We start from the raw sequence: 24,745 nt of genomic DNA on the forward strand, positions 1-24,745 counted from the left end.
CTAATTGTATTCCAGAAACTCAATGCGGTTGCCAAATGGATCACGGATAAAAAAACGTTGCCGCCCGTCAATCTCCGACGAATACGTGATCTGAACAGCCTTCTGCTCCAGTTCCTGCCGGGCCGCTTCGAGGTTGATGACTTCAAACGCCGGGTGCCGGGACGAGAAGTTACCGCCTTCTTCTTCGCGCAGGTGCAACTGAATATCCGCCATGTCGAACCAGATGGCCCCGTGCGGGTGCCCGCCTGGAATTTCGGTCAGGCCGAGGGTTAGGGCGTAAAACGTTCGGGCCTGTTGCGTGGTACCGGGCGGTATAGTGACAAGGATATGGTCGAGTCGTTTAAATTGGATCATAGAGAAAAAGCGTAAATCACTTGAAAGTAAAGGTAGAAATTTGATTTTGAGTACGATACATGATCGCTGTAACCTTTTCGCTGTTTCCGCGTTCTAGACTAAAACCCCGCTGCCATGAATCCTGTCTATTCCCTTCTGCTCGGCTGTCTGCTCGCTGCCATGCCCCTGGCAGGGTTGGCCCAGCGTTCGGCAGCGTTGCCCAACACCAATGCGCGTTATATGGCGCTCGACGTCCGGGGCCTGACGGGGTTTGCGCGTTACCGCTATCAGGTGGGCGATGAAATCCGACTGCGCGCTAAAGGCGACCAATGGGAGGGACCCGTATCGGCCGTTACCGACAGTACGTTCGATATTCTGGTGCTCAACGAAATTATGGATCGGACCGAAAACCTGACCATTCGGTTTCGGGATGTCGACCGGATTTACCGACGCAAACAGATTCCGTTCATTACACAGTTGGGAGTGATTTTGCCCGTTGCCGGAGTAATTTACGCGGCCGCTGATTTTGTCAATCCCAAATCGCTGGATGGCCGAACAGGCCGGTTTCTGTTCGACAAACAGGTGCTGATTCCGTCGGGGGCTATGATTGTGGCCGGGGGCATTTTCTACAAAATCAGCCGACCGGTTTACCGCGTGGGCAAACGCAATCGGCTGCGTGCATTCTGATACGACGTTGATCGACTACAAAGCCGCCATCAATCCTTCGGGGGTTAGCCCGGTGAAATCCCGGATCACATAGTCCGACACAGTCCGTAACTCGTCGGTCGTATGCGTGGTGGCCACCCCCACGACCCGCGCCCCCGATGCCCGTGCGGCCCGGATACCCGTCATTGAATCTTCAAAGATCAGGCTGTCGGCGGGCGAAACACCGAGCATTTCCATCGCTTTACTGTAAATCTCAGGGTCGGGTTTAGGGCGCTGCACCAGCTTTTCGTGCAGAAGGACATCGAAATAGTCGCGCAGCCCGAGTTTTTCGAGTACAAAATCGAGATTCTCAACCGGGGCCGAGGTGCCTACGGCGGTTTTAATACCCGCCTTTTTGAGGGCTTTCAAAAAATCGGGTAAACCCGGTACCGGTACAATATGCGGGGCATACAATTCCCGAAACAAAGCCTCTTTCTCATCGCCGAGCCGGTAGGCTTCTTCATCGGTCAGCGTTTGTCCATCAAACAAATGGGCTACAATAGCTTTGTTGTGATTGCCCGAAACATACTTTACAAAGTCGGCATCGCTCAGGGGTTTGCCGTTGCGCCGGTAGTATTCACGCCAGGCAATAGTGTGGTAGGGGTTGGTATCGGCAATAACGCCGTCCATGTCGAAGATGGCTGCAAGCATAGGAATGGGAAAAAAGGGAAAAGGGAGGAAAAGGAAGAAAGGGAGAGTATCTTTCTCCTTTCCTGCTTTGTCCTTTCCTTCTTCATTTTTACAATTTCACAATTTTTGAGAGGGCTGCCGACACGAGCATCATGAAGCCTACGAAAGCAATGCCCCAGGGTAAACCAAAGGCTTCGGCAACGAAACCGATGACAGGAGGCCCCGCCAGAAACCCGATAAAACTGAAGGTTGCAAACGTAGCCAGACCAGCCGCGGGCGGAATTCCCGGCACCCGTAAAGCGGCTGCGTACAGAATCGGTGCGCCCAGCGAACAGCCCGCGCCGAGCAGGGCAAATCCAAGCAGAGCTACACCCGGTACCGGTACCAGAACGGCCAAAAACAAGCCCGCGGCCGCAATAAGTCCACCCAGAAACAGAAACCGCTGTGCGCCCAGCCGGGGAATGAGGGCATCGCCCATAAACCGGCCCAGGGTCATGGTCAGCGAGAACGCACCAAACCCAAGAGCCGCTATCTGACTGCTGGCTCCGAGGGTCTCGCGGAGGTACACCGCACTCCAGTCAAAGGCGGTACCCTCGCCCATAGCCAGGGCCAAACCGATCAGAATCATCAGCAGCAGGTTGAGGTTGGGCATGACAAACGAGGCCTGTTCGGTAGTGGGTTGCACCGGAATCCGGGCCAGTACAGGGCGTACCCCTACCGTGATCAGAAGTACCAGCAAGCCCATCAACGGCAGGTGAATTTCGGGTGCAACGTGCAAGGCAATCACAGCCCCGGCCACGGCCGACCCAATCATGCCGCCCACGCTCCACATACCATGGCACGACGACATGATGGCCAAGCCCGTTGATTTTTCCACGTCGGTCGCCAGCGTGTTCATGGCTACGTTGATGAGCGCCCCCGCCAGCCCGACCATGTAAAGCCCTAAGACCAGTACCCACACGTTGGGCGCATTGACCGGAATGCACATGACCAGTGCCAGGCCAACAGCCGCCCAGAAACAAGCCCGTGCCTGGCCCAATTTAGCAATCAGGTACCCCGTGAGCGGGTTCATGGTGAGAAGCCCGGCGGGCATGGCGAACAAAACCAGACCCAGTTCGCCTTCAGATAGTTGCAGACGCTGTTTGATGTGCGGAATGTGCGCCACCCAACTGCCAAACAGCAGGCTGTCGGAGGCAAAAACCAACCCGACCGCCCGGGCCTGTGCATGGCTAAAATAAGCCAGCACATTCCGAACGAGCGGGTTGCCTGTCATGGATATGGACGCTACAGTCGATTGATCCGTTGTATTCATGCTACAAAACTAAGGCCCGAATGGCACTTGCACGACGCTATGATTTGCCAAAACCAATGCTCTGTTGATTTTTCGGGCACACAATGTGTTATTATTCGGTTAATTGAGCACGAGGTTTGGTAATGAAATCCAATGTGTGCCGACCAAAACAATAAACTCTGAACCCAAAACAATAAACACCCTATGCGTCTGCAATTCGAAAAAATAGAGCCCGGCCCCGGCAACTCCTTCAAGGTGGTGCATCTGACCGAGGCCGAGACCTGCCGGGTGTACTGGCATTATCATCCCGAGTACGAGATTGTGTACATTCCTGAGGGTAGCGGTAAGCGTCATGTTGGTACCAATATTTCGCAGTACGAAGCGGGCGAGCTGGTGTTTATTGGCCCTAATCTGCCGCATCTTAATTTCAGTTACGGCAAGCAGGGGCAATATGAGGAAGTAGTGGTGCAGATGCGCGACGATTTTCTGGGAAAAGGCTTTCTGCAAACGCCCGAAATGACCGATGTCCGGCGCTTGTTCGAACGGAGTCGGCTGGGGTTGGTGTTTGGTCCGGCTACCAAACGGGCTGTTGGCGAAATCCTTCTCCAATTACCTCATCTGCCATCCTTTGCCCGAATGATGACCCTGTTGCAAGTGCTACACCAGCTGGCAATAGCCCCTGATGTAGAACCCCTGCATGCCGATGGTATCCGATTCGACCTGAACCCGAAGGAGCAGGAGCGTATCAACCGGGTTTATCAATACGTGGCCGATCACTACGGCGGTGAGCTATCAGTGCAGCAGGTTGCAGATACGGCGGGCCTGACGGTGCCGGCTTTCTGCCGTTATTTCAAACGCATGACGAGCATGACCTTCACCGATTTCGTCAATGAATACCGGGTTAACCAGGCCAGGCGGTTGCTTCACTCCGCCCGAACGGTGGCCGACATTGGGTTTGCTGTTGGATTCAGTAACCTGTCGCATTTCAACAAGACGTTTAAAATGGTGACGGGTCAGACTCCCAGCGCGTACCGGCGCGAGTTAGTGCCCGTTTAAACCGGTGCATTCCAAAAGCCTGTGTGTTTGGGGGCTCATCAATAAAAAAACGCCGGACGATGGAAGTCGAAACCTCCTTCGTCCGGCGTTGCTGTGCGGAGTACTTCAGGTCTGGAAATCCAAACCTGATTACTGCCGTACTACTTTCACCGTTTGCACCTGGTTGGGGGTGCTTACCTGCAACAGATACAAACCACCTGACTTGCCGAGTGGCATTACGAAGCGGTTAGCAGCCCCTGCCTTCTCGATGCGCTGCTCACCCATTGGTTTGCCCTGCGCATCGCTGAGCCGGAGCATCAGCGGCTTACCTTCGGCACCAGTTACCTCAAACTCAACAGCGTCGGCTGAGGTGGGGTTACCAAACACCGTTACGTTCAGGTTGCCCATCGGCTCCAGTACGCTCATCCGAGCCGAACCTGGATTGCCAGCACCACCGGGACGGCAGTACGCGCGGGCATCCCAAGAGTACGAAACCGTTGTGCCGTTCTGACGAGCCAAAATGGTGAAGGGCTCCACATTGGGCTTATCATTCCGAACGTCCTGCGCTACCTCGGTATCCATCGTCTCGAAGCAGTTTTGCTGGAACGGTGTAATACCGATAGCCGCAAACTCGATGACCGTACCATTGCCACCTCGTACGTTGAACTTGATCGTACCGGTCTGACAGTTGTAGGTAGGCTCAAGCAGTTGCAGCGGCTGGCCAATGGTTGTTGGGTCGCTACCACACTGATCGCTCGGGTTTACAGTCAGGGTAAAGGTGGTGCTGGCCGTATTGCCATCTGGGTCGCGGGCCGTTACCGTGATCTGGAAGATACCCTGCTGAGTCGGTACTCCGCTGAATACCCCGTTGTTGAACAACAGACCCCGTGGCATACCCGATGCAGTCAGCGTCAGCGACTGACCCTGCGGATCGGTAAAGGTATTGGCCGGAATTGTGTAGCCAAACGGAATACCTACCGTAGCCGTCTGATTCGGAATCGTACCGTTAACAATCGGGGCACCACTGCCACCACCTGCTGGGTTGATCAGAATCTGGAAGCTGCCGGTAGCCGTTGCACCTTGCGGATCGCGGGCGGTAATCACTACACCAAACGTACCCGACTGCGACGGCGTACCGCTGATTGTTGTACCGTTGATGCTTAGACCGGCGGGCAAACCGGCTGCGGAGTACGTGAGCGTCTGACCTTCGGGGTCAGAGAACGTGTTGGCCGGGAAGGTGTACGTAAACGGTACGCCCACGGTGCCTACCTGATTGGTCAGGCCGCCGTTGTTCACCGGTGACTGGTTGGTAGGTTGACCACCTGAGCAGAACGCGCGGAAGTTGAACACAAACACCACCTGCGAAGCGGGGTCGCCTACGTAGCGGGCCATAACGGTGATCGACGTGTTGTTGGCATCGGCCCGGACAGCGGCTTCAATGATACCGCTCGGATCGGTCGAGTAGCCTTTCACGCCAATGGCCATGTATTCAACCTGACGGTTCGGATCACCGCCAACGCGTCCGAAGACGATCGCACCGGTTGTACAGTTGTACGATAGTACTGTAGCGGCCAACGGACCCGTAACCCCCGTTCCGCTGTTGGCCGGGCTGATCTGGATCTGGAAGTTACCGGTTGCAGTAGCTCCCTGTGGGTCTTGTGCCGTGATTACTACCCCAAACGTACCTGATACCGACGGCGTACCGCTGATCGTTGTCCCGTTGATGCTCAGACCGGCGGGCAAACCGGCCGCGGAGTACGTGAGCGTCTGACCTTCGGGGTCCATGAACGCATTCGACGGGAAGGTGTACGTGAACGGTACACCGACAGTGCCTACCTGATTGGCCAGACCACCGTTATAAACAGGAGACTGGTTGGTTGGCTGACCGGTTGAGCAGAATGCGCGGAAGTTGAACACGAAGATTACCTGCGAAGCGGGGTCGCCTACGTAACGAGCCATAACCGTGATCGACGTGTTGTTTGGGTCGTTCCGAACAGCGGCTTCAATGATACCGCTTGGATCGGTCGAGTAACCTTTCACGCCAATAGCCATGTATTCGACCTGACGGTTCGGATCACCACCCAGTCGGCCGAAGACGATCGCGCCGGTTACGCAGTTGTACGACAACACGGTTACGGCCAGCGGTGTTGTGCTTACCGGAGCGGCTGGCGAAACGTTGAGCGTAAATCCAGCACTCACGCTGGCACCCTGCGGGTCGGTTGCGATCACCGTAACCCCAAACGTACCAGACATCGACGGGTTACCTGAGATCACCCCTGTGCTTGGGTTGATATTGATGCCCATTGGCAAGCCGGTTACCGAGTAGGTCAGCGGCTGCATTTCGGGTTCAACAAACGCCTGTGCGGTATTGGTAGAGAAGCCTACACCCACCGTTGCGCTTTGGGGCGAAGCCAGTGGTGTACCCGACAGCATTGGTGGCATGTTGGGCGTTACGGGCTGGTTCACCGTCACGTTGAAGCTAACGCTGCTGGTAGTTCCTACCGGATCCGTAACGACCACCGTAACCGGGAATACGCCCGTTTGTGATGGAGTACCCGAAACCACACCTGTGTTTGGGTTGATGCTCAACCCGGCTGGCAGGCCTGAGGCCGCGTACGTAAGTGCACCACCTTCGGGGTCTGTTGCCACAATGGTGAAGCTGGCTGGCGTATTTAACGTAAGTGACTGGTCACCGGGTGAGGTCACTACTGGAGCCCCGCTGGGGGCTATATTCAGCACGAAGTCATCGCTCACGGTTCCACCCTGGCCATCGTTGGCCGTTACGGTCACGTTGAACGAGCCCGATACGGTTGGCGTGCCTGAGATCACTCCGCTTGGGCTGATCGATAAACCAGCGGGCAGGCCCATTGCTGTAAACGTAAGCGGGTTGCCGTTAGGATCCGAGAAGGCACCCGATACGGTGCTGGTAAACGGAATGCCGACGGTTCCACTCTGGGGCGAAGCAATACCCAGTCCAACAAGGGTTGGTGGTTGGTTGCCTGCAGCCGGTGACACGTTCAGCACAAAGTCATCGCTCACAGTACCGCCCTGGCCATCGTTGGCCGTTACGGTCACGTTGAATGAGCCTGACACGGTCGGCGTGCCTGAGATCACACCGCCTGAGCTGATTGATAAACCAGCAGGCAGTCCCATTGCTGTAAAGGTAAGTGTACCACCATCGGGATCCGAGAATGCGCCCGATACGGTGCTGGTAAACGGTATACCCACAGTGCCACTTTGGGGCGAAGCAATGCCGAGTCCAACAAGGGTTGGTGGTTGGTTGCCTGCAGCCGGTGACACGTTCAGCACAAAGTCATCGCTCACGGTTCCGCCCTGGCCATCATTGGCCGTTACGGTTACGTTGAACGAGCCTGACACAGTCGGCGTACCAGAGATCACACCGCCTGAGCTGATGGCCAAACCAGCAGGCAGCCCCATTGCGGTAAACGTCAGCGGGTTGCCGTTCGGATCTGAGAAGGCACCCGATACGGTGCTCGTAAACGGTACACCTACAGTACCACTCTGGGGTGAGGCAATACCTAAACCTACCAATACCGGTGGCTGATTTGGCGTCACCTGCGGGTTGACCGTTACGTTAAAGCTAACGGTGCCGGTTGTTCCCTGTGGATCGGTCACCGTCACTGAGACGGGGAAGACACCGGTTTGCGAAGGCGTACCAGTCACTACACCCGTGGTGGGGTTGATGTTCAAACCACCGGGCAGGCCTGTAGCCGCGTAGGTAAGCGTACCTCCTTCGGGGTCAGTTGCCACAATAGTGAAGCTGGCTGGTGTGTTCAACGTCAGTGACTGGTCACCGGGTGAGGTTACCGACGGCGCTCCGTTGGGCGCTACGTTAAGCTGGAAGGGGCTGCTCACCGATCCACCCTGTCCGTCGTTGGCCGTTACGGTCACGTTAAAGGTACCCGATACGGTTGGTGTACCTGAGATCACGCCCGTAGTTGGGTTGATGCTTAAGCCATTTGGCAGGCCTGCGGCTGTGTAGGTCAGCGTACCCCCATCCGGGTCGGAGAACGCACCGGCCGTAGTGGTCGAGAAACCAATGCCAACGGTAGCTGACTGGGGGGAAGGAATACCTCCACCTACCAATACCGGCGGCTGGTTGGCGGGCGCTACGTTCAGCTGGAAGGGGCTGCTCACCGATCCGCCCTGGCCATCGTTAGCCGTCACAGTCACATTGAAGGTGCCCGACACGGTCGGTGTACCTGAGATGACACCCGTGGTTGGGTTGATGCTCAGGCCATTTGGCAGGCCCGCAGCTGCGTAGGTCAGCGTGCCGCCATCCGGGTCAGAGAAGGCACCGGCCGTGGTGGTCGAGAAACCAATGCCAACGGTAGCTGACTGGGGGGAAGGAATACCTCCACCTACCAATACCGGCGGCTGGTTAGCGGGCGCTACATTAAGCTGGAAGGGGCTGCTCACCGATCCGCCCTGTCCATCGTTAGCCGTCACAGTCACGTTAAAGGTGCCCGACACGGTTGGTGTACCTGAGATGACACCCGTAGTGGGGTTGATGCTCAAGCCATTTGGCAGGCCCGCGGCTGCGTAGGTCAACGTGCCGCCATCCGGGTCAGAAAACGCACCGGCTGTGGTGGTTGAGAAACCAATGCCAACAGTAGCCGACTGGGGTGAAGGAATACCTCCACCTACCAATACCGGCGGCTGGTTGGCGGGCGCTACGTTCAGCTGGAAGGGGCTGCTCACCGATCCACCCTGTCCGTCGTTGGCCGTTACGGTCACGTTAAAGGTACCCGATACGGTTGGCGAGCCTGAGATGACGCCCGTGGTGGGGTTGATGCTCAGGCCATTTGGCAGGCCCGCAGCTGTGTAGGTCAACGTACCGCCATCCGGATCGGAGAAGGCACCGGCCGTGGTGGTTGAGAAACCGATACCAACAGTGGCCGACTGGGGTGAAGGAATACCTCCACCTACCAATACCGGCGGCTGGTTGGCGGGCGCTACGTTAAGCTGGAAGGGGCTGTTTACTGATCCACCCTGACCATCGTTAGCCGTCACGGTCACGTTGAAAGTGCCCGATACGGTTGGCGTACCTGAGATGACGCCCGTGGTTGGGTTGATGCTCAGGCCATTTGGCAGGCCCGCGGCTGAGTAAGTCAGCGTGCCGCCATCCGGGTCAGAAAACGCACCAGCTGTGGTGGTTGAAAAACCGATACCAACAGTGGCCGACTGGGGTGAAGGAATACCTCCACCTACCAATACCGGCGGCTGGTTGGGCGGGTTAACCACATTGAGGGTGAATCCAACTGATGCAGAGCCCCCAAATGGGTCCGTCGCAATAACACTAACGCTGAATGGACTGCCTACCGTGGTGGCGGCTGTCCCGGTAATAAGCCCTGTAGTAGGGTTGATTGAAAATGATGCTGGTAATCCTGTGGCTGAGTATGTAAGAGTTTGGTTGTCTGGGTCCGAAAAGGCCCCTGCTGTGGTCGTGCTGAAAGCTACCCCAACGGTAGCCGTTTGTGGATTCGTAATAGCGCCCTGATTGGCAACCGGGTTGTTGTTCACTATGTTGGCTACCACACGAAGGTCGTCGATAGCGAGGCTGTGATCGGTATCTATGACGTTGACCAATAAATTTTCCCCGTCGTTAAGATCTGTCCAGCGGAGCAAGACGTATTCGCCGGGTGCCAGGGGTGTGCCAAACGTAATCGTTGACGTAAGTGTGGTTCGGTTAGCGGCCGCATTCCCGTCAAGTTCTCCGATTGTTGATCCGTTCTGTAGACTCGTAAACGTCAGGCCGGGAACCTGCGTGTAAGGAATCGTGCTCACAATGGGTAAATCGTTCAACAGGTTTAATACCCCTGTCAATAAACCTCCAATTGTAGAGAACGTACCTTCGTCAAACCGGGCGTAGGCAGCCGTTAGCGACTGCGCAGCGCCATCACCATCCTGGTACCATTGTTCGCCGGTGTAAGTTACCTGCAAAGACGAAACGGGGGCTCCTGTGCTGTTCTGGAACAGAATGCCATACCGGATCGGTACCAGACCAACGGCTGAGTTGAGCAGGTTGGCATTGGAGCCGAGTGCTCGATCGCTGTTGGTTCCGAAGCTGTACGCACCCCCTGTAGGAACCGCACCAACCAGGCTCGGTGCGCCTGTAGAGGCTAAAACCAATGTACGGTTAGTATAGGTACCCTGCACGTTGCCAAGCAGACCAGCCGCTGAAACTGTAATGCCATTGTCCAGTGCATCGAAGTTCTGGGTGACAGTACTTGACGTAGTTCCAATGGGAACACCAATGCCGAGAACCTCCACGCCCCCGGTAATCTGCGCCTTTGCCATCGTTGTCGATAGCAATAGTACCAGCCAGCATATGAGCTGAGTAGTACGTCGTAAAGTTTTGGTCATAAACGAGAAAAAATGAAAAATGAAAAAAGGGATAATTACGAATCGGCTGATTCGGGGCCCCTAATTCATCTTGCTCCCGTTTTGTTCCCTACTTGTCTAATTTTTCTTGCCGTTCAATCATACGGCACGCATATGATGTATTAAGTATGTGGTTTTGTTGATTTGGTGATATGACATTTCTGCAAATTGATGTTAATACACTGAAAATAAAATACTTAAGTAGAAGTAAATAATGCAATATCATACTTGATGTGTAAATTTATAAGTGGCATTTGCCTATGAAAGCCATAAAAGAATGGCTAATGTATTAATAGCGAACTTATTGCCTGTAGGAGTAGTAGATATTGGTTGTGCGCAAATGAAAACGCCAGCGGTCAGATATGCCTGGCGGAGTAGCCGTGTCTGACTGCTGGCGTTTTGTATTCAGCAGGTTTGCTTTATCAGATTGCGTTAATCAAAGCAAAGAGATGCTGCGCCGAGCAGGCCCGCATCATTGCCGAGCGTAGCCCGCTTCACTTCAAGCCCATCTTTGTAATAGGGGGTAAGCCAGTATTCGAGCTGACGGGTCACACCGGGCATGATGTAGTCGAACGAAGCCGATAAACCACCCCCGATCAGGATCTTGCGAATATCCAGAATCCGAATCAGCGAAACCAACCCCTCTCCGAGCATTTCGCCTACTTCATCCAGAATTTGCATGGCCAACTCGTCGTTTTCGGCCGCAGCAGCTACCAAACCCGTCGTGGAAATGCTCCCGTCGGCAGGTAAACGGGTTGGGCGATTAAATTGGGACCGGCGTTCGTTGGCCAGATCGAGTAGTTCTTTCTTGCCAATATTCCGTTCGAGCACCCGGCCGTTGCGCGAGGGCAGGTGACCCGGTTCCATCGCGTTGCCATCTCCGCCTTTGAATACTTTTTTATCAATGATGGCTGCACCACCCACGCCCGTACCGAGCGTGATAAAGATGTAGTTCTCATCGTTCATGTCGTCTACAAAGTAAAACTCACCGAGTGCAGCGGCATTGGCATCGTTTTCAAGGAAAAACTGAACGCCCGGAAAACGCTTGCTCAGGATCTCCACCATCGGAACCCCATTGAGCAGCGGAATGGCTGTAATTTCGAGCGGAATGGTACGTTCGCGGTTGATCATTCCGGGCAACCCGATACCAACCCGGGTGATGTGCTTGTTGTCGTGGAGCTGCAGGGCAATGGCATCGCCGAAGCGATCCATGAAATGACCCGATTCGCGCCAGGAGTTGGTGTCGTGGCTGTAGAAATTAGAAATGGTGCCCGACTGGGCGTCAACAATGCCCATTTTGACGTTGGTGCCGCCCACGTCGATACCTAAATACTGCTCTGAAGCCATTCTAAAAAAAGACGATTGATTAAATGGAGGTTGCAAGATAGGGAAAAGGCAGGAGAGGCTGTAAGTTTACCCCATGAATCCATTACTTGTTGTCACGGGCGGGACCAAAGGAATTGGTCGCGCCATCGTCGATTTGTTTGTCGAACAGGGCTTCGACGTGGTCGTCTGTTCGCGGAATGTCGACGGCGTAACCGGCCCCAACCGGCTGCCATTCGCGGCCGATTTAGCAACCCGTGCCGGGGTCGATGCGCTGGTAGGCTATGTACAGTCGCTGGGGCGCCCGGTAGAGGTGCTGGTGAACAATACGGGCATTTTTCTGCCGGGCATGATCCATACCGAAGCCGAGGGGACGTTTGAAACGCTCATGAATACCAACGTTGCGAGTGCTTACCACCTCACGCGGGGGCTGGTAGGCGACATGATGGCCGCCCGGTCGGGACATATATTTATGATGTGCTCTACGGCCAGTATCACGGCGTACACCAATGGCGGGTCGTATTGCATCTCGAAATTTGCCCTGTTGGGAATGAGCCGGGTGCTGCGCGAGGAGCTAAAGCCGCACGGGGTAAAAGTAACTGCCGTATTGCCCGGTGCCACCCTCACGGCCAGCTGGGAAGGCACCGACTTGCCCGAAGACCGGTTTATGAAACCACAGGACGTGGCCGATAGTGTTTGGGGAGCGTACAAACTATCGAAGAGTGCGGTGGTCGAAGAAATCCTGATTCGGCCGCAATTGGGCGACCTGTAGAAGCCGTAAACCATTCTATCTTTGTGGGCGTTAGGTAGTCTACGGTATGACGTTTTTTGCCTCTGGTTCTCAGTGCTGAACATTAGATGTTGGACGTTAGATTTCACTACAGAATGGTAGTAGGTCTAACGTCTAGTGTCTGAAGCCCGAATATCCAGTACTGAATTTCTGGTTAAAACAACGGTGGTAATTATTTGATTGTAAATACGTTAACTGTTTTGGCTCTTGATCAGAACCGGGTATAGCCAAGCCCCGCGAATACAACCTCCTCACAACACTTTCCCCAAAACATGGCAGCAATTGGCCGTTATTTTATTTTTCTGGGTGCCCTCTTTACCAATCGTGAAAAGTTAAGCGTGTACTACCGATTGATTATGGACGAATGTATGTCGATCGGGATCAATTCGGTATTTATCGTGTCGATTGTGTCGACGTTCATCGGGGCCGTAACCTGTGTGCAGACGGCCTATAACCTCGTAAGCCCGCTGGTACCCCTGTCGATTATCTCGGTTATTGTGCGCGACAGTACCATTCTCGAACTGGCACCTACCATTACGAGCATTGTACTGGCCGGTAAGGTTGGGTCGAGCATAGCCGGCCAACTCGGTACCATGCGGATCACGGAGCAGATTGATGCGCTCGAAGTAATCGGGATCAACTCAGGGTCGTATCTGGTGTTACCCAAAATTATTGCGGGAATGCTCATGTTTCCGCTGCTGGTAACCATGGCGGCTTTCCTGTCGATTCTGGGCGGTTATATTGCCGGAACGTTTGCCAACATCATTACGCCCAACGATTATATCGAAGGGCTCCGGTCCGACTTTAAATCGTTTAGCCTCATTTTCGCCCTGATCAAATCGGTGGTGTTTGCGTTTCTGATCACGACTATTTCGGCCTTTCAGGGGTATAACGTACATGGCGGGGCGCTCGAAGTGGGTACAGCCTCGACCTCGGCCGTGACCAACAGCTGTATTGCTATTCTGGCCGCTGATTTTCTGCTGGCGCAACTGCTGCTGTAATCGGCCCGTGCAGCTGGCGGGTCTCCCGATTGGGTACCTGCCAGCACGCGGAAGCCAAAGGAGCCTTACGTCCGTTTGTCCTGTTTCTCAATTTGCTTGATTAACTTCTGGGCCTCTTTCTCGTTGCGTTCGGGAAAGTGGACGGGGAGTGATTCGAGAAGTTCGGCCATGATCTGCGCAATGATGAGTTGCTGATTGTTCATGTCGTCGCTTGGGATCACGTACCACGGGCAGTTTCGGGTAGCTGTTGCATTGATGGCATCCTCGTAAGCCTGCATATAAGCATCCCATTCCTGCCGTTCTTCGAGGTCGTTTTCGCTTAGTTTCCACTGCTTTTCGGTGTCTTTGAGCCGGTTAATCAGCCGCTGACCCTGTTCTTCTTTCGACACGTGCAGGTAAAACTTCACCACCCGAAACCCATTGCGGTGGAGGTAATCTTCGAAATGGGTAATGTCGGCATAGCGTTCTTTCCAGAGTTTACCGGAGTTCGCCAAAAACTCCTCGGGTATGCTATTATCGGCGAGCCGGTCGGGGTGCACTTTCAGGGCAAGAACCTCTTCGTAATACGTTCGGTTGAAAATGCCGATGTAACCCCGCTCGGGTAGTTTTTTCCAGAATCGCCACATAAAATCGTGGGCCAAGTCTTCCTTCCCGGGTTTTTTGAAGGCCGCCACCTGAAACCGTGATGGGTTCACACCTTTGAAAACATGCCGGATGCTGCTATCCTTGCCGCCCGCGTCCATGGCCTGAAATAGCACTACAAAGCCGTATTTTTCGTGAGCGTGCATCTGATTCTGTGCCTGATCCATCCGGTCGCTGAGCGCATCGAGCTGACGAGCGCGGTCGTCTTCGTCCCGATAGAGCGGCTCGATCCGGGTTGGGGTATGTTTGGCCGAGTACGGCGTCCGGCCATCGATCCGAAACGGTTTACTACTGAATTTTTTCATGACGTTGAGAATTGAGTGCCCGGCTTTCGGAGCCGGGGTTATTTTACTGTTCCTTAATCACCTTGATGAGCTTTTTGAGGGCTGCAGACCGCTCTTCGTTTACTTCAGGTTTATGAATGGGTAGCTTCTTCAGCTCGTTTAGTACAATCCGGCTTACCATCAGGCGCATATTTTTTTTGTCGTCGGCAGGGATTACATACCAAGGGGCGTTGGCGGTGGCCGTCTCGTTGATAGCCTCTTCAAACGCGGCCATGTATTCGTTCCAGAAGCCCCGTTCTTTCACGTCACCCTCATCAAATTTCCAGTGTTTTTCTGGGTTTTCGATGCGTTTTATCAGCCGGTCAGCCTGTTCTTCCTTCGAAATGTGCAGGAAAAACTTGATCACCGGGAAGCCATTGCGGTAGAGGTGTTTTTCGAAGTCACGGATGGCCTCAAACCGATGTTTCCAGACTTTGTCGAGATCGTCGGTGCGTTCGGCAGGTAGCCGTTGCGACTGGGTCAGAATTTCGGGGTGTACGCGCACCACCAGTACCTCCTCATAATACGACCGGTTAAAAACGCCAATGGTGCCCCGCTCGGGGAGCTCGCGCCAGCTGCGCCAGAGCCAGTCGTGCTCCAGTTCCCCATCGGTGGGTCGCTTGAAGGAGGTGATGCGTAAACCCAGCGGGTTAGTCCCGGTAAACACGTGCTGAATGGTGCCATCCTTGCCGGCGGCATCCATCGCCTGAAAAATAGCCAGCAACCCGTATCGATTATCGGCATACAGGTCGGTCTGGAGGTCGGCGATTTCGGCGGCCTGGTGGCGGAGTTGAATCTCGTAGTCCACATCGTCCGTATATAAATCGTCAATTTTGGTGGTGGCATCCTCCATGCGGAAGGTCTTTTTTCCGTCGAAACGGAGCGATTCAATGTCGAAAGGGCTCATGTAGGGCTTGTAAACTTATCAGAAGCAAGATACGTTACTCTTATGCAAACAAACCGGATTCGAACCAGTATGGTTACGAGCAATTTCTGGCAACAAGCCCTCACTGCACTGATCGCCTTATGGATCACCCCGGCCGTTTTTGGCCAAACACAACTGGCCCATCGACCGGTTGGTGCCGCAACGAAATCCCAACAAACAGGAACTATGACAGGAAATGAATCAACGGCTGCGCCCGCAGGCCTAGCCAAAGCTACGTTCGGAACGGGCTGCTTCTGGTGCACCGAGGCCATGTTTGAAACCCTCGACGGGGTGAAATCGGCTGTATCGGGGTACGAAGGGGGCGCTAAACCTAACCCAACGTATAAGGAAGTATGCACCGGGACAACCGGCCATGCCGAGTGTGTGGAGGTAACCTACGACCCCACCAAAATTACCTATGCCGAACTGCTACAGGCGTTTTTCCGGAGCCACGACCCCACCAGCCTGAACCGGCAGGGGGCCGATGTAGGTACGCAGTACCGGTCGGTGATTTTTTATCACAACGACGAGCAGAAGCAACTGGCCGAAACCATTAAGGCCGAGTTGGATAAGTCGGGGGCTTACGACAAAAAGATTGTTACCGAAATTAGTCCGGCCACGACGTTTTATGTGGCCGAAGAGTACCACCAGAATTATTTTGCCCAGAACCCTGAGCAAGGCTATTGCGCGTTTGTAATCGCCCCCAAGCTCGACAAGTTCAGAAAGGTATTCAAAGATAAATTGAAGCCCACCGAAACGGCTCATTGATTACTCCCCAATTACTTAGCAGAAGCCCCATTATGGGGCTTTTTGCGTTTTGAGGGACTGGCATATCCATAAATTATGTATGTTTTATAGTATATAATATAAGTAGTTTTAGTAGATTATTGTGTGCTACTTAAAATTCTCTAAGAAAATCTATCCAATGGGAAATCTATTCTAAGACTACTTACGTAGGTGACAGAATAGGGCGCTGGATCAGTACGATAAGAATATGTCTCAGGCGACAATCTCGGGGTCCATGTCTTACATAAATATTATGGGTTAGGTAGTGGAAGAGTCCAGCATCGCTGGTGCTGGACTCTCTGGAGTTTTGTAAGTTGAGTCTCAACACCCAGAGAGGCATATTGAATATATCCACTTTTCTTAACGTATAATGTATGCAGAGCTCTACTGTCCAGAATGTCAGTACTGTAACAAAAACAGAGTCTGGCCCAAAACGGGTTTACCTTTCTACGCTTGCAACGGGCGATTATTTTTACTTTGCCCTGTTGCCGCACTTGATCTACAAAGTGGTGCGAAAGTATCCGAATGTGTTTGTTATTAAACTGGCCGACGACCCCAAGGCCAAACGGATTTCGTATTATCCCCGCCCCGCCGATATTGACCAGAACAAGGTGTGCCGGATCAGGCGGTCGGCATAAGAGCAACAAAGACTGTTTTCAAAGTAAAGTAATGCAAAACTGGGAGTTGACCTGGCACTATGTCAGGGCAGGTGTTCATATACGGTTCACCCAATAAAATAGGCGTTTGATACCCCTTTCGAAGCAATCCAGCCTAAGTTGCTGGTGGAATACGCTGGGGTCGTTGTACTATTGTACACTAAACGGCCGGAAATCGGATAAATGACTCGCTTCTACGGTATGGGTTCAGATAGGAAAACGCTTCAGTTAGGTTGTTTCTATCTGTAGAATTCTCACATTCTGACTTTTTACCTGTAAAGTCTGTAAAGTATTTACCGATAGATAAGTGGTGTAATTTTTTCTTGGTCTACCAGCCGAAATACACATTACTTTGCCACAGTTAAACACGTAAATTGATTTCTCACATGAAAAAGATCTCACTCGCTTTTTTCTTTGTCGCAGCTCTCCTTCTTGGTAATACCGCTTTTGCTCAACTTGAAGTGGGTAAAGGATCAAAGTTTCTCAATGCTGGTATAGGTTTAGGAGGATGGGGTGGTATTGGTTATGCCGGTGGTATAGGCCTGGGGGCTTCCTTTGAGGTAGGCGTTGCCGATAATATTACGGTGGGTGCCATTGGCGCGTACAGAGGCTACAGTGGCTACGGTGCTTACTACAGCATTGGAGGTCGGGGTTCTTATCACTTCAATGAAATTCTGAAGATTTCGGAAGACAAGCTCGATGTATATGCAGGCTTAGGACTGATTTACAGTGGTTGGTCATGGAATGAAAGTTTTGTTGGTCTCCGTGGTTCATACGGTGGAGTTGATTTGGGAGGCCATGTAGGTGCTCGTTACTTCTTCAAACCAAACCTGGGTGGATTTGCCGAAGCAGGGTTTGGAGTGGCTCCACTTCAAGTAGGTCTGTCGCTCAAATTCTAATATAGACTGACTCTTTCAGGAATACAAAAGCCCTACTTACAAACAAGTAGGGCTTTTGTATTTAAATACTTGTATAACTAAATACTAATCCGGGCATGAGTTGCACTTAGTAATTTGACGAGCTATACTAGTAAGTAATTTTACGCACAAAGTCGTCATTGTTTTGAGTGCATGCCGGTAAATAGTAACCAGTCGGTTATGAAAATAGGGGTCAAAGCGAGCAATAAAATCAGATTAGGTAACATTTCGGTGCGCAGCTGTCAAAAATCACTACTTTTGGCAATCCTCCTACAACTACCAGGAAATGATTCATAAAATAGCCCAACTCCTTAAAGCCAACAAAGCACGATTGCTGGATGGCTGGTTTCAGAAGCAGTTAGCCAGTGAAACTCTCCGCGATGATTTAATGACCAACGATGAACTGCGGGCGCAGTCGGAAGAATTGGTCAATGCATTGACTAAAACGATTAACGAGGAAAATATCAGTCAGCCCGATTCATCGGACTTTGACGAAGTATTTGAGATTCTGGCAGATATTACCTCGTCAAGGGCCCGGCAGGGATTCTCGCCCCGCGAAACGGGCCTGTTTATTTTCAGCCTCAAAGAAACCATTCTTGATTTGCTGGCCGACCTGGCAGCGGACGATGCTGCGGCCGTTTTGCGGGAAAGCCGGAAGATAAGTCGGTTGCTCGATAGCTTTGCCATCATCACGTTCGAGACCTTCATTAAAAGCCGTGAGGAAGTGATTTTGCGCCAAACCGATGAGATCAGCGATATTTCAACGCCGGTCATTCAGCTTTGGGATGGCATACTGGCACTGCCCATTATTGGCACGCTTGATAGCGCCCGTACGCAGGTGGTGATGGAAAGTCTGCTTCAGAAAATTGTCGATACCGGCAGTAGCATCGCCATTCTGGACATTTCGGGAGTTCCCGCTGTTGATTCGCTCGTGGCTCAGCACCTGATCAAAACCGTGAGTGCTACCCGCCTGATGGGAGCCGACTGCATCATCAGTGGTATCCGGCCCGAAATTGCCCAAACCATTGTGCACCTGGGTATCGACCTGACCAACATCGTAACCAAAGCCTCGCTTGCCAGTGCTCTCCGGTACGCCTTTGGGTTGCAACGATTGACCGTAAAACGATTGGAGACGGATAAAAAAGCCTTTTGAGATAAGCCGGTATGGACAGAATTCCAATCCTGCGGATGGGGGCGTTTTTACTCGTCACCATTCAGGTTGATTTATATGACCGGCTGGCCCTGAGCCTCGAAGCCGATCTGGTCGAGATGGTGCATAAGACGGGTGCCCGTGGGGTGCTGATCGATATTTCGTCGGTTTCGATTGTCGATTCGTTTATGGGCCGTATTCTCGGCAATATCGCCAGTATGACCCGCGTACTCGATGCCGAGACCGTGGTTGTCGGGATGCAACCCGCTGTAGCCATCACCCTGATCGAACTGGGTCTTTCTCTGAAAGGGGTTCATACCGCTCTCAATGTGGAGCGGGGAATGGCCCTACTGAATGATAAGTTTGGCCAGGATGACGAACTAGCTGGCGACGATGCTGACGACGCTGAGTAAAGATACGATGGCAATCATGCGTGAGCAGGACGTGGTGCCGCTGCGAAACCGGGTCAAAGAGGTGGCCGTCAAGATCGGTATGGGGCTGGTAAACCAGACCAAACTGATTACGGCCGCCAGCGAGCTGGTGCGTAATATGCTCCGCTACGGCAATGGGGGCGACGTACTGATCGAGGTCGTAAGCAAGGGCCGCGAGGTGGGGGTCCGGCTCACATTCTCCGACCGGGGGCCGGGTATTCCTGATATTAACCTGGCCATGCAGGATGGTTACTCAACCGGGCGTAGCCTCGGGCTCGGCCTGCCGGGTACCAAACGTTTAATGAATGAATTTTCGATCCAGAGCACCGTGGGGCAGGGGACGGTTGTGTCAATTGTGAAGTGGAAGAATGGATAACTCCCCACACGAGCGTTTACCGGTAGCGGATCGGAGTTATGTAGCTTCGGTAAAAAAACGGATTAGTCAGATTGCCGCCGGGGTAGGCTTTTCGGCACAGCGCCTGGCCGAAGTTGATCTGGTGGTGGCCGAAATGGCTTCTAATCTAATCAAACATGCCGGTGGAGGTGAAATGCTCATCCGCCATTTCCGAACGCCCGGTCAGGCGGGACTCGAACTCCTGAGTATCGACAAAGGGCCGGGCATTGCCGATCCGAACCGTATGTTTCAGGATGGCGTTTCGACCGCCGGAACCCTGGGCCATGGGCTCGGGGCAATTAAGCGATTGTCGGATCTGGCACAACTGTATTCGATAAAAGGCTGGGGGACGATTCTGCTGGTTCGGATTTTCCAGAAACCACCGGTCAACACGCCCTCGGGGTTTGAGTTTCGGTCGCTGCTGGTACCCAAACCGGGCGAGGAAGTGTGTGGGGATGGCTGCTATGTGAAGCAGACGCCGGGGCATATCAAACTATTGCTGGGCGACGGCCTGGGCCACGGCCCCGAGGCTAACAAAGCCGTTCAGGCGGCTATTCAGGCGTTTCGGCTTTGTCCCGACCATCAGCCGGCCGCCATTATTCGGCATATGCACCAGTCGGTCAACAAAACCCGGGGGCTGGTAGGGTCGGTGGTTGTGTACGACTGCCAGACTAACCAATGGAACTGGTGCGGGGTGGGTAACATTGTAACCCGGCTAAGCGGCCCCATGACCGCTAAAAACTTCTTACCATACAATGGCATCATTGGCATGAACGTGCCAACGATACTCAATAACCATGTGCTCCCTTTTGAACGGGGGCAGTTGCTTGTCATGTGCTCCGATGGACTCCATACCCGTTGGGATCACACCCGCTATCCGCTTATCCATCGATACGACTTAACCATTCTGGCGGCCGCCTTATACAAAGATTATGCGCGGCAGACGGATGATACTTCTTTATTTGTGGGACGAATTCAGCGAGACTATGGAGGAATTAGCTAAAGTGGCGCTCGATAATGAGATGGACCTGATTCTGGCCCATAAACGAACCATGAAACTGGCCGAACTGGCGGGGCTGTCGCTGGCGGCCCAAACGTCGTTTGCCACAGCGGTGTCGGAGGTGGGGCGCTATGCTCTCGAAGCAGGGTCAACCCCCCAGATAACCTTGTGCGCGACTGTTTCCCGTAAAGGGCAGTATCTGGTAGCCCGCATTGAAGATAGTCAGCTGGAGGTGCCCAACCCGCTCAGTCAGGGAATGCTCAACGCCCGGCGGCTTGTCGAAAAACTGGAAATTACCAGCTCCGGCACCGGAAGCCTCATTTGTCTGTACTGCCTCTTGCCCGCAACGCGGACAATTATGCCCGAGCATTTTGACCGATGGCGGGCTCAGTTTTATACCGACCGGCCTCTGTCGGCATACGACGAGATCAAGAAAAAGAATGAGCAGTTGCAGAACCTCGCCGACCGGCTTCAGGATAGCGAGCAACATTACAAACGGGTCACCGACTCGCTGCCGCTGGTCATTTTTACGGCCAACCAGCTGGGGCAGTTACTGTACGCCAACGCCTGGCTGAAAGAGCTGACGGGGTACTCGCTGCAAACGCTCAACCAAACCAAATGGGCGAAGGTGATTCATCCCGATGACTACGTCGACTTCTGGAAACAGTGGAACCTACAAACCGCCGAGCGGCTCTCGTTTCAATACGAATGCCGGATTCGGGAGGCCGTTACGGGTGGTTACCAATGGCACTTGTTCACGGCCAAGCCCATTCCCGGCGATTTCGGTAGTGTAGCGGCCTGGACGGGCTTTGTGGTGAATATTCATGCCCAGAAAATAGTGGGACAAACCCTGCGCGAAAATGAAGAACTGGCGCAGGCTAAGGCAAGCCTCGAAAAATCGCAGATAGAACTGGAAAAAACCGTTCGGGAGCTGAACCGGAGCAACGAATATCTCCAACAGTTTGCCTACGTAGCCAGCCACGATTTACAGGAACCTCTGCGCAAAATTGTGTCGTTCGGAACTATGTTGAACGATCAGTTTTCGTCTGATCTAAACCCCACCGGCCGTGATTTTCTGGAGCGGATGCTCGGGGCATCGCGCCGTATGTCGCTGCTGATTAAGGAGCTGCTGACGTACTCCCGACTGACTACCCAACGGGCACCGTTCCGGGCGGTACCGTTGTCGGAACTGACGGCCGAGGTGCTCGATGACCTGGCTCTGTTGGTCGAAGAAAGCAGTGCGCAGGTGCTGGTGGGTGAGTTGCCCGTGGTTCCCGGCGACCCTACGCAGCTTCGGCAACTGTTTCAGAACCTGTTGAGTAATGCCCTGAAATTCCGCCGACTCGATGCCACCGAACCACCTGTGCAGCCGGTCGTTCGGGTCGAAACCCACCAAGTAAACCCCGACGAGTTACCGGCGCAGCTCGTCAATCGGGCCGACCGTCGCTTCTGCCGGATCGACGTGATCGACAATGGAATCGGGTTCGATGCTCAGTATAGTGATCAGATTTTTCAGATGTTTCAGCGCCTGAACCCAAAAAATCACTACAGTGGGTCGGGGGTAGGGTTGGCCATAGCCCGGAAGGTGGCCGAAAACCACGAAGGACTCATTCTGACATCGAGTCAGGCAGGTATAGGGAGCACCTTTAGCGTGTACCTGCCTATGGAGTAAAGCCTGCTGAAAGGTAGCCGGAAAGAATAAAAAAGCCAGTCGGCCCCAAGGGCTGACTGGCTTTTCGCCTGAAAGTACAGGCGTTTTTGGTGTCTACTATCGGACTCGTTATTTCTGCGCAATCTCGCGGAGGCTTTTTACGCCCATGTTCCAGAGAATAAATGCGTAGGTGTCGGCGGTAGACTCAATCGCTTTTTTGGTGTTGCTGGCACCGTGCCCGGAGTTCGTGTCAATGCGGATGAGCATCGGGTTAGGACCTTTGTAAGCGGCTTGCAGTGCAGCTGCATACTTAAACGAGTGCGCTGGTACCACCCGGTCGTCGTGGTCGGCGGTGGTGACCATGGTGGCGGGGTAGTTTACGCCCGGCTTAATATTGTGCAGGGGCGAGTAGCTGTACAAGGTCTTGAACTCCTGGGCGTTGTCGCTGCTGCCGTAATCGGCAATCCAGTTCCAGCCAATCGTAAACTTGTGGAACCGGAGCATATCCATCACACCCACCTGCGGAATGGCTACCTTGAACAGCTCAGGGCGCTGATTCATTACGGCCCCTACCAGTAAACCGCCGTTTGAGCCACCGTTGATAGCGAGCTTCTCGGGGGAGGTGTATTTCTGCCCGATGAGGTACTCAGCAGCGGCAATGAAATCATCGAACACGTTCTGTTTTTTCAGCTTCATGCCCTGCTCATGCCATTTCTCGCCGTACTCACCACCCCCGCGTAAGTTGGCCTGCGCATATACGCCCCCCTGTTCGAGAAAACCGATGCGGAGCGGGCTGAACGAAGGGGGCAGGCTGATGTTAAAACCACCGTACCCGTACAACAGGGTCGGGTTGGTACCATCGAGTTTGATGCCTTTTTTGTACGTGATAAACATAGGCACGCGGGTGCCGTCTTTGCTGGTGTAGAAAACCTGCTTGGTTTCGTAGTCAGTTGGCGTAAAATCAACCTCGGGCTGCCGGAATACCGTACTGGCTTTAGTCGCCAGGTCATAGCGGTAAATAGTCGGCGGAAACGTAAACGACGTAAAGGTGAAGAACACAAATTTATCGTCGTTTTCACCGCCGAAACCGCTTACCGTACCCACACCGGGCAACTGAATCTCATTTTCGAGCTTGCCTTTGCGGTCGTACACGTAGACCCGTGAGGTGACGTCTTTGGAGTAATTGGCAAACAGTTTGCCTCCGGCTACGCCTATGCTTGAGAGCGGCTCCGGTTTTTCGGCCAGCAGTACGGTTGTCGTTTTGGTTTTGGGTTCAAACCGAATCAGCTTGCCGTTGGGGGCATCGGCATTGGTTTCGATCAGAAACGCATCGCCATCGTTATCAATGAAGTTGTAGCGTGCATCGGTAATTTCGGTAATGGCAGGCACAAAGGTTTTGTGTCCGGCCTTAGCATCCATATAATACAGGGCGTTGCCATCTTTGCCTTTACCCCGGTCGCTCACCGACATCACCGCAAAGCGCTCGTCTTCGGAGGTTTCCACCGTGTGGAACCGCTGTGGGTTTTTGGGATCTTCATACACAAGCCGGTCGGCCGACTGGGGCGTGTTGAGGGCGTGGTAGAAAACCTGATGATTTTCGTTTTTAGCCGCCAATGCACTGCCATCGGGCTTTGGGTACCGGCTGTAGAAAAAGCCGTTGCCCTGCCAGGCTACGCCGGATACCTTCACCCATTCAATTTTGTCGGGGAGGTACTGCTTGGTGCGGAGGTCCATAATCTGATACTCGTTCCAGTCGGAGCCACCTTTCGAGGTGCCAACTACGGCATAGTTACCATCTTTGGAGAGGCTAAATGCCGACAGCCGGGTGGTACCATCGGCCGAGAGTTTGTTGGGGTCGAGCACCACTTCGGGCGTACCGTTCAACCCTTTCTGGCGGTACAGCACCGATTGATTTTGCAGGCCGTCGTTTTTCGAGAAATAAAACCAATCGCCTTTGCGCGAGGGGGCCGAGTACTTAGGGTAATTGTAAATTTTCTCGAGTCGGCTTTGCAACTGAGCCCGGTAGGGAATCTGCTCAAGGTAGCCGAAGGTCACTTTGTTTTGGGCCTTCACCCACTCGCCGGTTTCGGCCGAGCGGTCGTCTTCGAGCCAACGGTAGGGGTCTTTTACCACCGTACCGTGGTAGGTATCCGTTTGGTCCGTTTGGCGGGTGGTTGGGTACGCGAGGGGCTGAGCAAGAGCGGCTGTAGTTCCGGCCATCATGCAGAATAAGGTAGTTGATTGAATAATACTCGCCATTGTCGATGAGGGTTGGACGTTTTGCCAAAGTTCGTGAAAATAGACGAATGGCAAAGAGCGCGGGCCGCGAACGGCAAAGAGCGAAAGAGCGAAAGAGT

General features: G+C 53.5%; 20 protein-coding genes. 12 read left to right on the plus strand and 8 right to left on the minus strand.

The genetic code is table 11. From position 1 onward, the window contains the following. On the minus strand, positions 1-354 hold the full coding sequence (locus tag RUDLU_RS0122340; RefSeq protein ID WP_019990663.1) for a VOC family protein: 354 nt from the start codon (positions 352-354) through the stop codon (positions 1-3). A gap of 114 nt (positions 355-468) precedes the next feature. Here RUDLU_RS0122340 and RUDLU_RS28000 point away from each other — a divergent pair, with 114 nt between their 5' ends. Further along, positions 469-1,020: a hypothetical protein gene (locus RUDLU_RS28000; protein ID WP_019990664.1), complete on the plus strand. Its 552-nt coding sequence runs from the start codon at positions 469-471 to the stop codon at positions 1,018-1,020. 15 nt (positions 1,021-1,035) lie between these two features. On the opposite strand, the gene RUDLU_RS0122350 is transcribed toward RUDLU_RS28000, so the two are convergent. After that, positions 1,036-1,689: an HAD family hydrolase gene (locus RUDLU_RS0122350; protein ID WP_019990665.1), complete on the minus strand. Its 654-nt coding sequence runs from the start codon at positions 1,687-1,689 to the stop codon at positions 1,036-1,038. An 88-nt stretch (positions 1,690-1,777) separates the two neighbouring features. Then, entirely contained in the window at positions 1,778-2,980 is a 1,203-nt protein-coding gene (locus RUDLU_RS0122355; protein ID WP_044129646.1) for an MFS transporter, read from the minus strand. 183 nt (positions 2,981-3,163) lie between these two features. Here RUDLU_RS0122355 and RUDLU_RS0122360 point away from each other — a divergent pair, with 183 nt between their 5' ends. Continuing rightward, positions 3,164-4,015, plus strand: a complete 852-nt coding sequence (locus RUDLU_RS0122360; RefSeq protein ID WP_019990667.1) for a helix-turn-helix domain-containing protein — start codon at positions 3,164-3,166, stop codon at positions 4,013-4,015. Between the two features lie 129 nt (positions 4,016-4,144). On the opposite strand, the gene RUDLU_RS0122365 is transcribed toward RUDLU_RS0122360, so the two are convergent. Together RUDLU_RS0122365 and RUDLU_RS0122370 are read right to left on the minus strand one after the other, a co-directional pair. Then, the gene (locus tag RUDLU_RS0122365) at positions 4,145-10,315 is read right to left on the minus strand and encodes a putative Ig domain-containing protein (protein ID WP_019990668.1); all 6,171 of its coding nucleotides are present in this window, start codon (positions 10,313-10,315) and stop codon (positions 4,145-4,147) included. A 516-nt stretch (positions 10,316-10,831) separates the two neighbouring features. Further along, positions 10,832-11,746, minus strand: coding sequence for an ROK family protein (locus RUDLU_RS0122370; RefSeq protein ID WP_019990669.1), 915 nt, complete (start codon positions 11,744-11,746; stop codon positions 10,832-10,834). A gap of 73 nt (positions 11,747-11,819) precedes the next feature. Between RUDLU_RS0122370 and RUDLU_RS0122375 the strand changes: the two genes are divergently transcribed. Beyond that, the gene (locus RUDLU_RS0122375) at positions 11,820-12,494 is read left to right on the plus strand and encodes an SDR family oxidoreductase (RefSeq protein ID WP_019990670.1); all 675 of its coding nucleotides are present in this window, start codon (positions 11,820-11,822) and stop codon (positions 12,492-12,494) included. A 290-nt stretch (positions 12,495-12,784) separates the two neighbouring features. Continuing rightward, positions 12,785-13,513: an MlaE family ABC transporter permease gene (locus RUDLU_RS0122380; RefSeq protein WP_019990671.1), complete on the plus strand. Its 729-nt coding sequence runs from the start codon at positions 12,785-12,787 to the stop codon at positions 13,511-13,513. A 65-nt stretch (positions 13,514-13,578) separates the two neighbouring features. Here RUDLU_RS0122380 and RUDLU_RS0122385 read toward each other — a convergent pair whose 3' ends face one another. Together RUDLU_RS0122385 and RUDLU_RS0122390 are read right to left on the minus strand one after the other, a co-directional pair. Next, the gene (locus RUDLU_RS0122385) at positions 13,579-14,460 is read right to left on the minus strand and encodes a PPK2 family polyphosphate kinase (protein WP_019990672.1); all 882 of its coding nucleotides are present in this window, start codon (positions 14,458-14,460) and stop codon (positions 13,579-13,581) included. 43 nt (positions 14,461-14,503) lie between these two features. Next, on the minus strand, positions 14,504-15,385 hold the full coding sequence (locus tag RUDLU_RS0122390) for a PPK2 family polyphosphate kinase (protein ID WP_019990673.1): 882 nt from the start codon (positions 15,383-15,385) through the stop codon (positions 14,504-14,506). Positions 15,386-15,589: 204 nt separating this feature from the next. Between RUDLU_RS0122390 and msrA the strand changes: the two genes are divergently transcribed. The 8 genes from msrA (at position 15,590) to RUDLU_RS0122430 (ending at position 22,409) form a co-directional block, all read left to right on the plus strand. After that, positions 15,590-16,171 carry a peptide-methionine (S)-S-oxide reductase MsrA gene (gene msrA, locus RUDLU_RS0122395; protein ID WP_027303304.1) on the plus strand — a complete coding sequence of 194 codons (582 nt, stop codon included), beginning with the start codon at positions 15,590-15,592 and terminating at the stop codon, positions 16,169-16,171. 392 nt (positions 16,172-16,563) lie between these two features. Beyond that, the gene (locus RUDLU_RS0122400; RefSeq protein WP_019990675.1) at positions 16,564-16,827 is read left to right on the plus strand and encodes a hypothetical protein; all 264 of its coding nucleotides are present in this window, start codon (positions 16,564-16,566) and stop codon (positions 16,825-16,827) included. 404 nt (positions 16,828-17,231) lie between these two features. Next, positions 17,232-17,744, plus strand: coding sequence for a hypothetical protein (locus RUDLU_RS0122405; RefSeq protein ID WP_019990676.1), 513 nt, complete (start codon positions 17,232-17,234; stop codon positions 17,742-17,744). Between the two features lie 304 nt (positions 17,745-18,048). Then, positions 18,049-18,915, plus strand: a complete 867-nt coding sequence (locus tag RUDLU_RS0122410) for an STAS domain-containing protein (RefSeq protein ID WP_019990677.1) — start codon at positions 18,049-18,051, stop codon at positions 18,913-18,915. Between the two features lie 11 nt (positions 18,916-18,926). Then, the gene (locus tag RUDLU_RS0122415; RefSeq protein WP_027303305.1) at positions 18,927-19,325 is read left to right on the plus strand and encodes an STAS domain-containing protein; all 399 of its coding nucleotides are present in this window, start codon (positions 18,927-18,929) and stop codon (positions 19,323-19,325) included. After that, complete coding sequence (locus RUDLU_RS0122420; protein WP_019990679.1) at positions 19,306-19,719, plus strand: anti-sigma regulatory factor; 414 nt, start codon at positions 19,306-19,308, stop codon at positions 19,717-19,719. The genes RUDLU_RS0122415 and RUDLU_RS0122420 overlap by 20 nt, the downstream gene beginning before the upstream one ends. Continuing rightward, positions 19,712-20,740, plus strand: a complete 1,029-nt coding sequence (locus RUDLU_RS0122425; RefSeq protein WP_019990680.1) for an anti-sigma regulatory factor — start codon at positions 19,712-19,714, stop codon at positions 20,738-20,740. Before RUDLU_RS0122420 ends, RUDLU_RS0122425 begins: the two co-directional genes overlap by 8 nt. Continuing rightward, on the plus strand, positions 20,724-22,409 hold the full coding sequence (locus RUDLU_RS0122430) for an ATP-binding protein (protein WP_027303306.1): 1,686 nt from the start codon (positions 20,724-20,726) through the stop codon (positions 22,407-22,409). Before RUDLU_RS0122425 ends, RUDLU_RS0122430 begins: the two co-directional genes overlap by 17 nt. Positions 22,410-22,517: 108 nt before the next feature. Here the strand turns inward: RUDLU_RS0122430 and RUDLU_RS0122435 are convergent, their stop codons facing one another. Continuing rightward, a complete protein-coding gene (locus RUDLU_RS0122435; protein ID WP_019990682.1) occupies positions 22,518-24,611 on the minus strand; it encodes a prolyl oligopeptidase family serine peptidase in 2,094 nt (697 codons plus the stop codon). Between the last annotated feature and the right edge of the window lie 134 nt (positions 24,612-24,745).

The sequence above is a fragment of the Rudanella lutea DSM 19387 genome (assembly GCF_000383955.1).
Taxonomy (GTDB): Bacteria; Bacteroidota; Bacteroidia; order Cytophagales; family Spirosomataceae; genus Rudanella; species Rudanella lutea.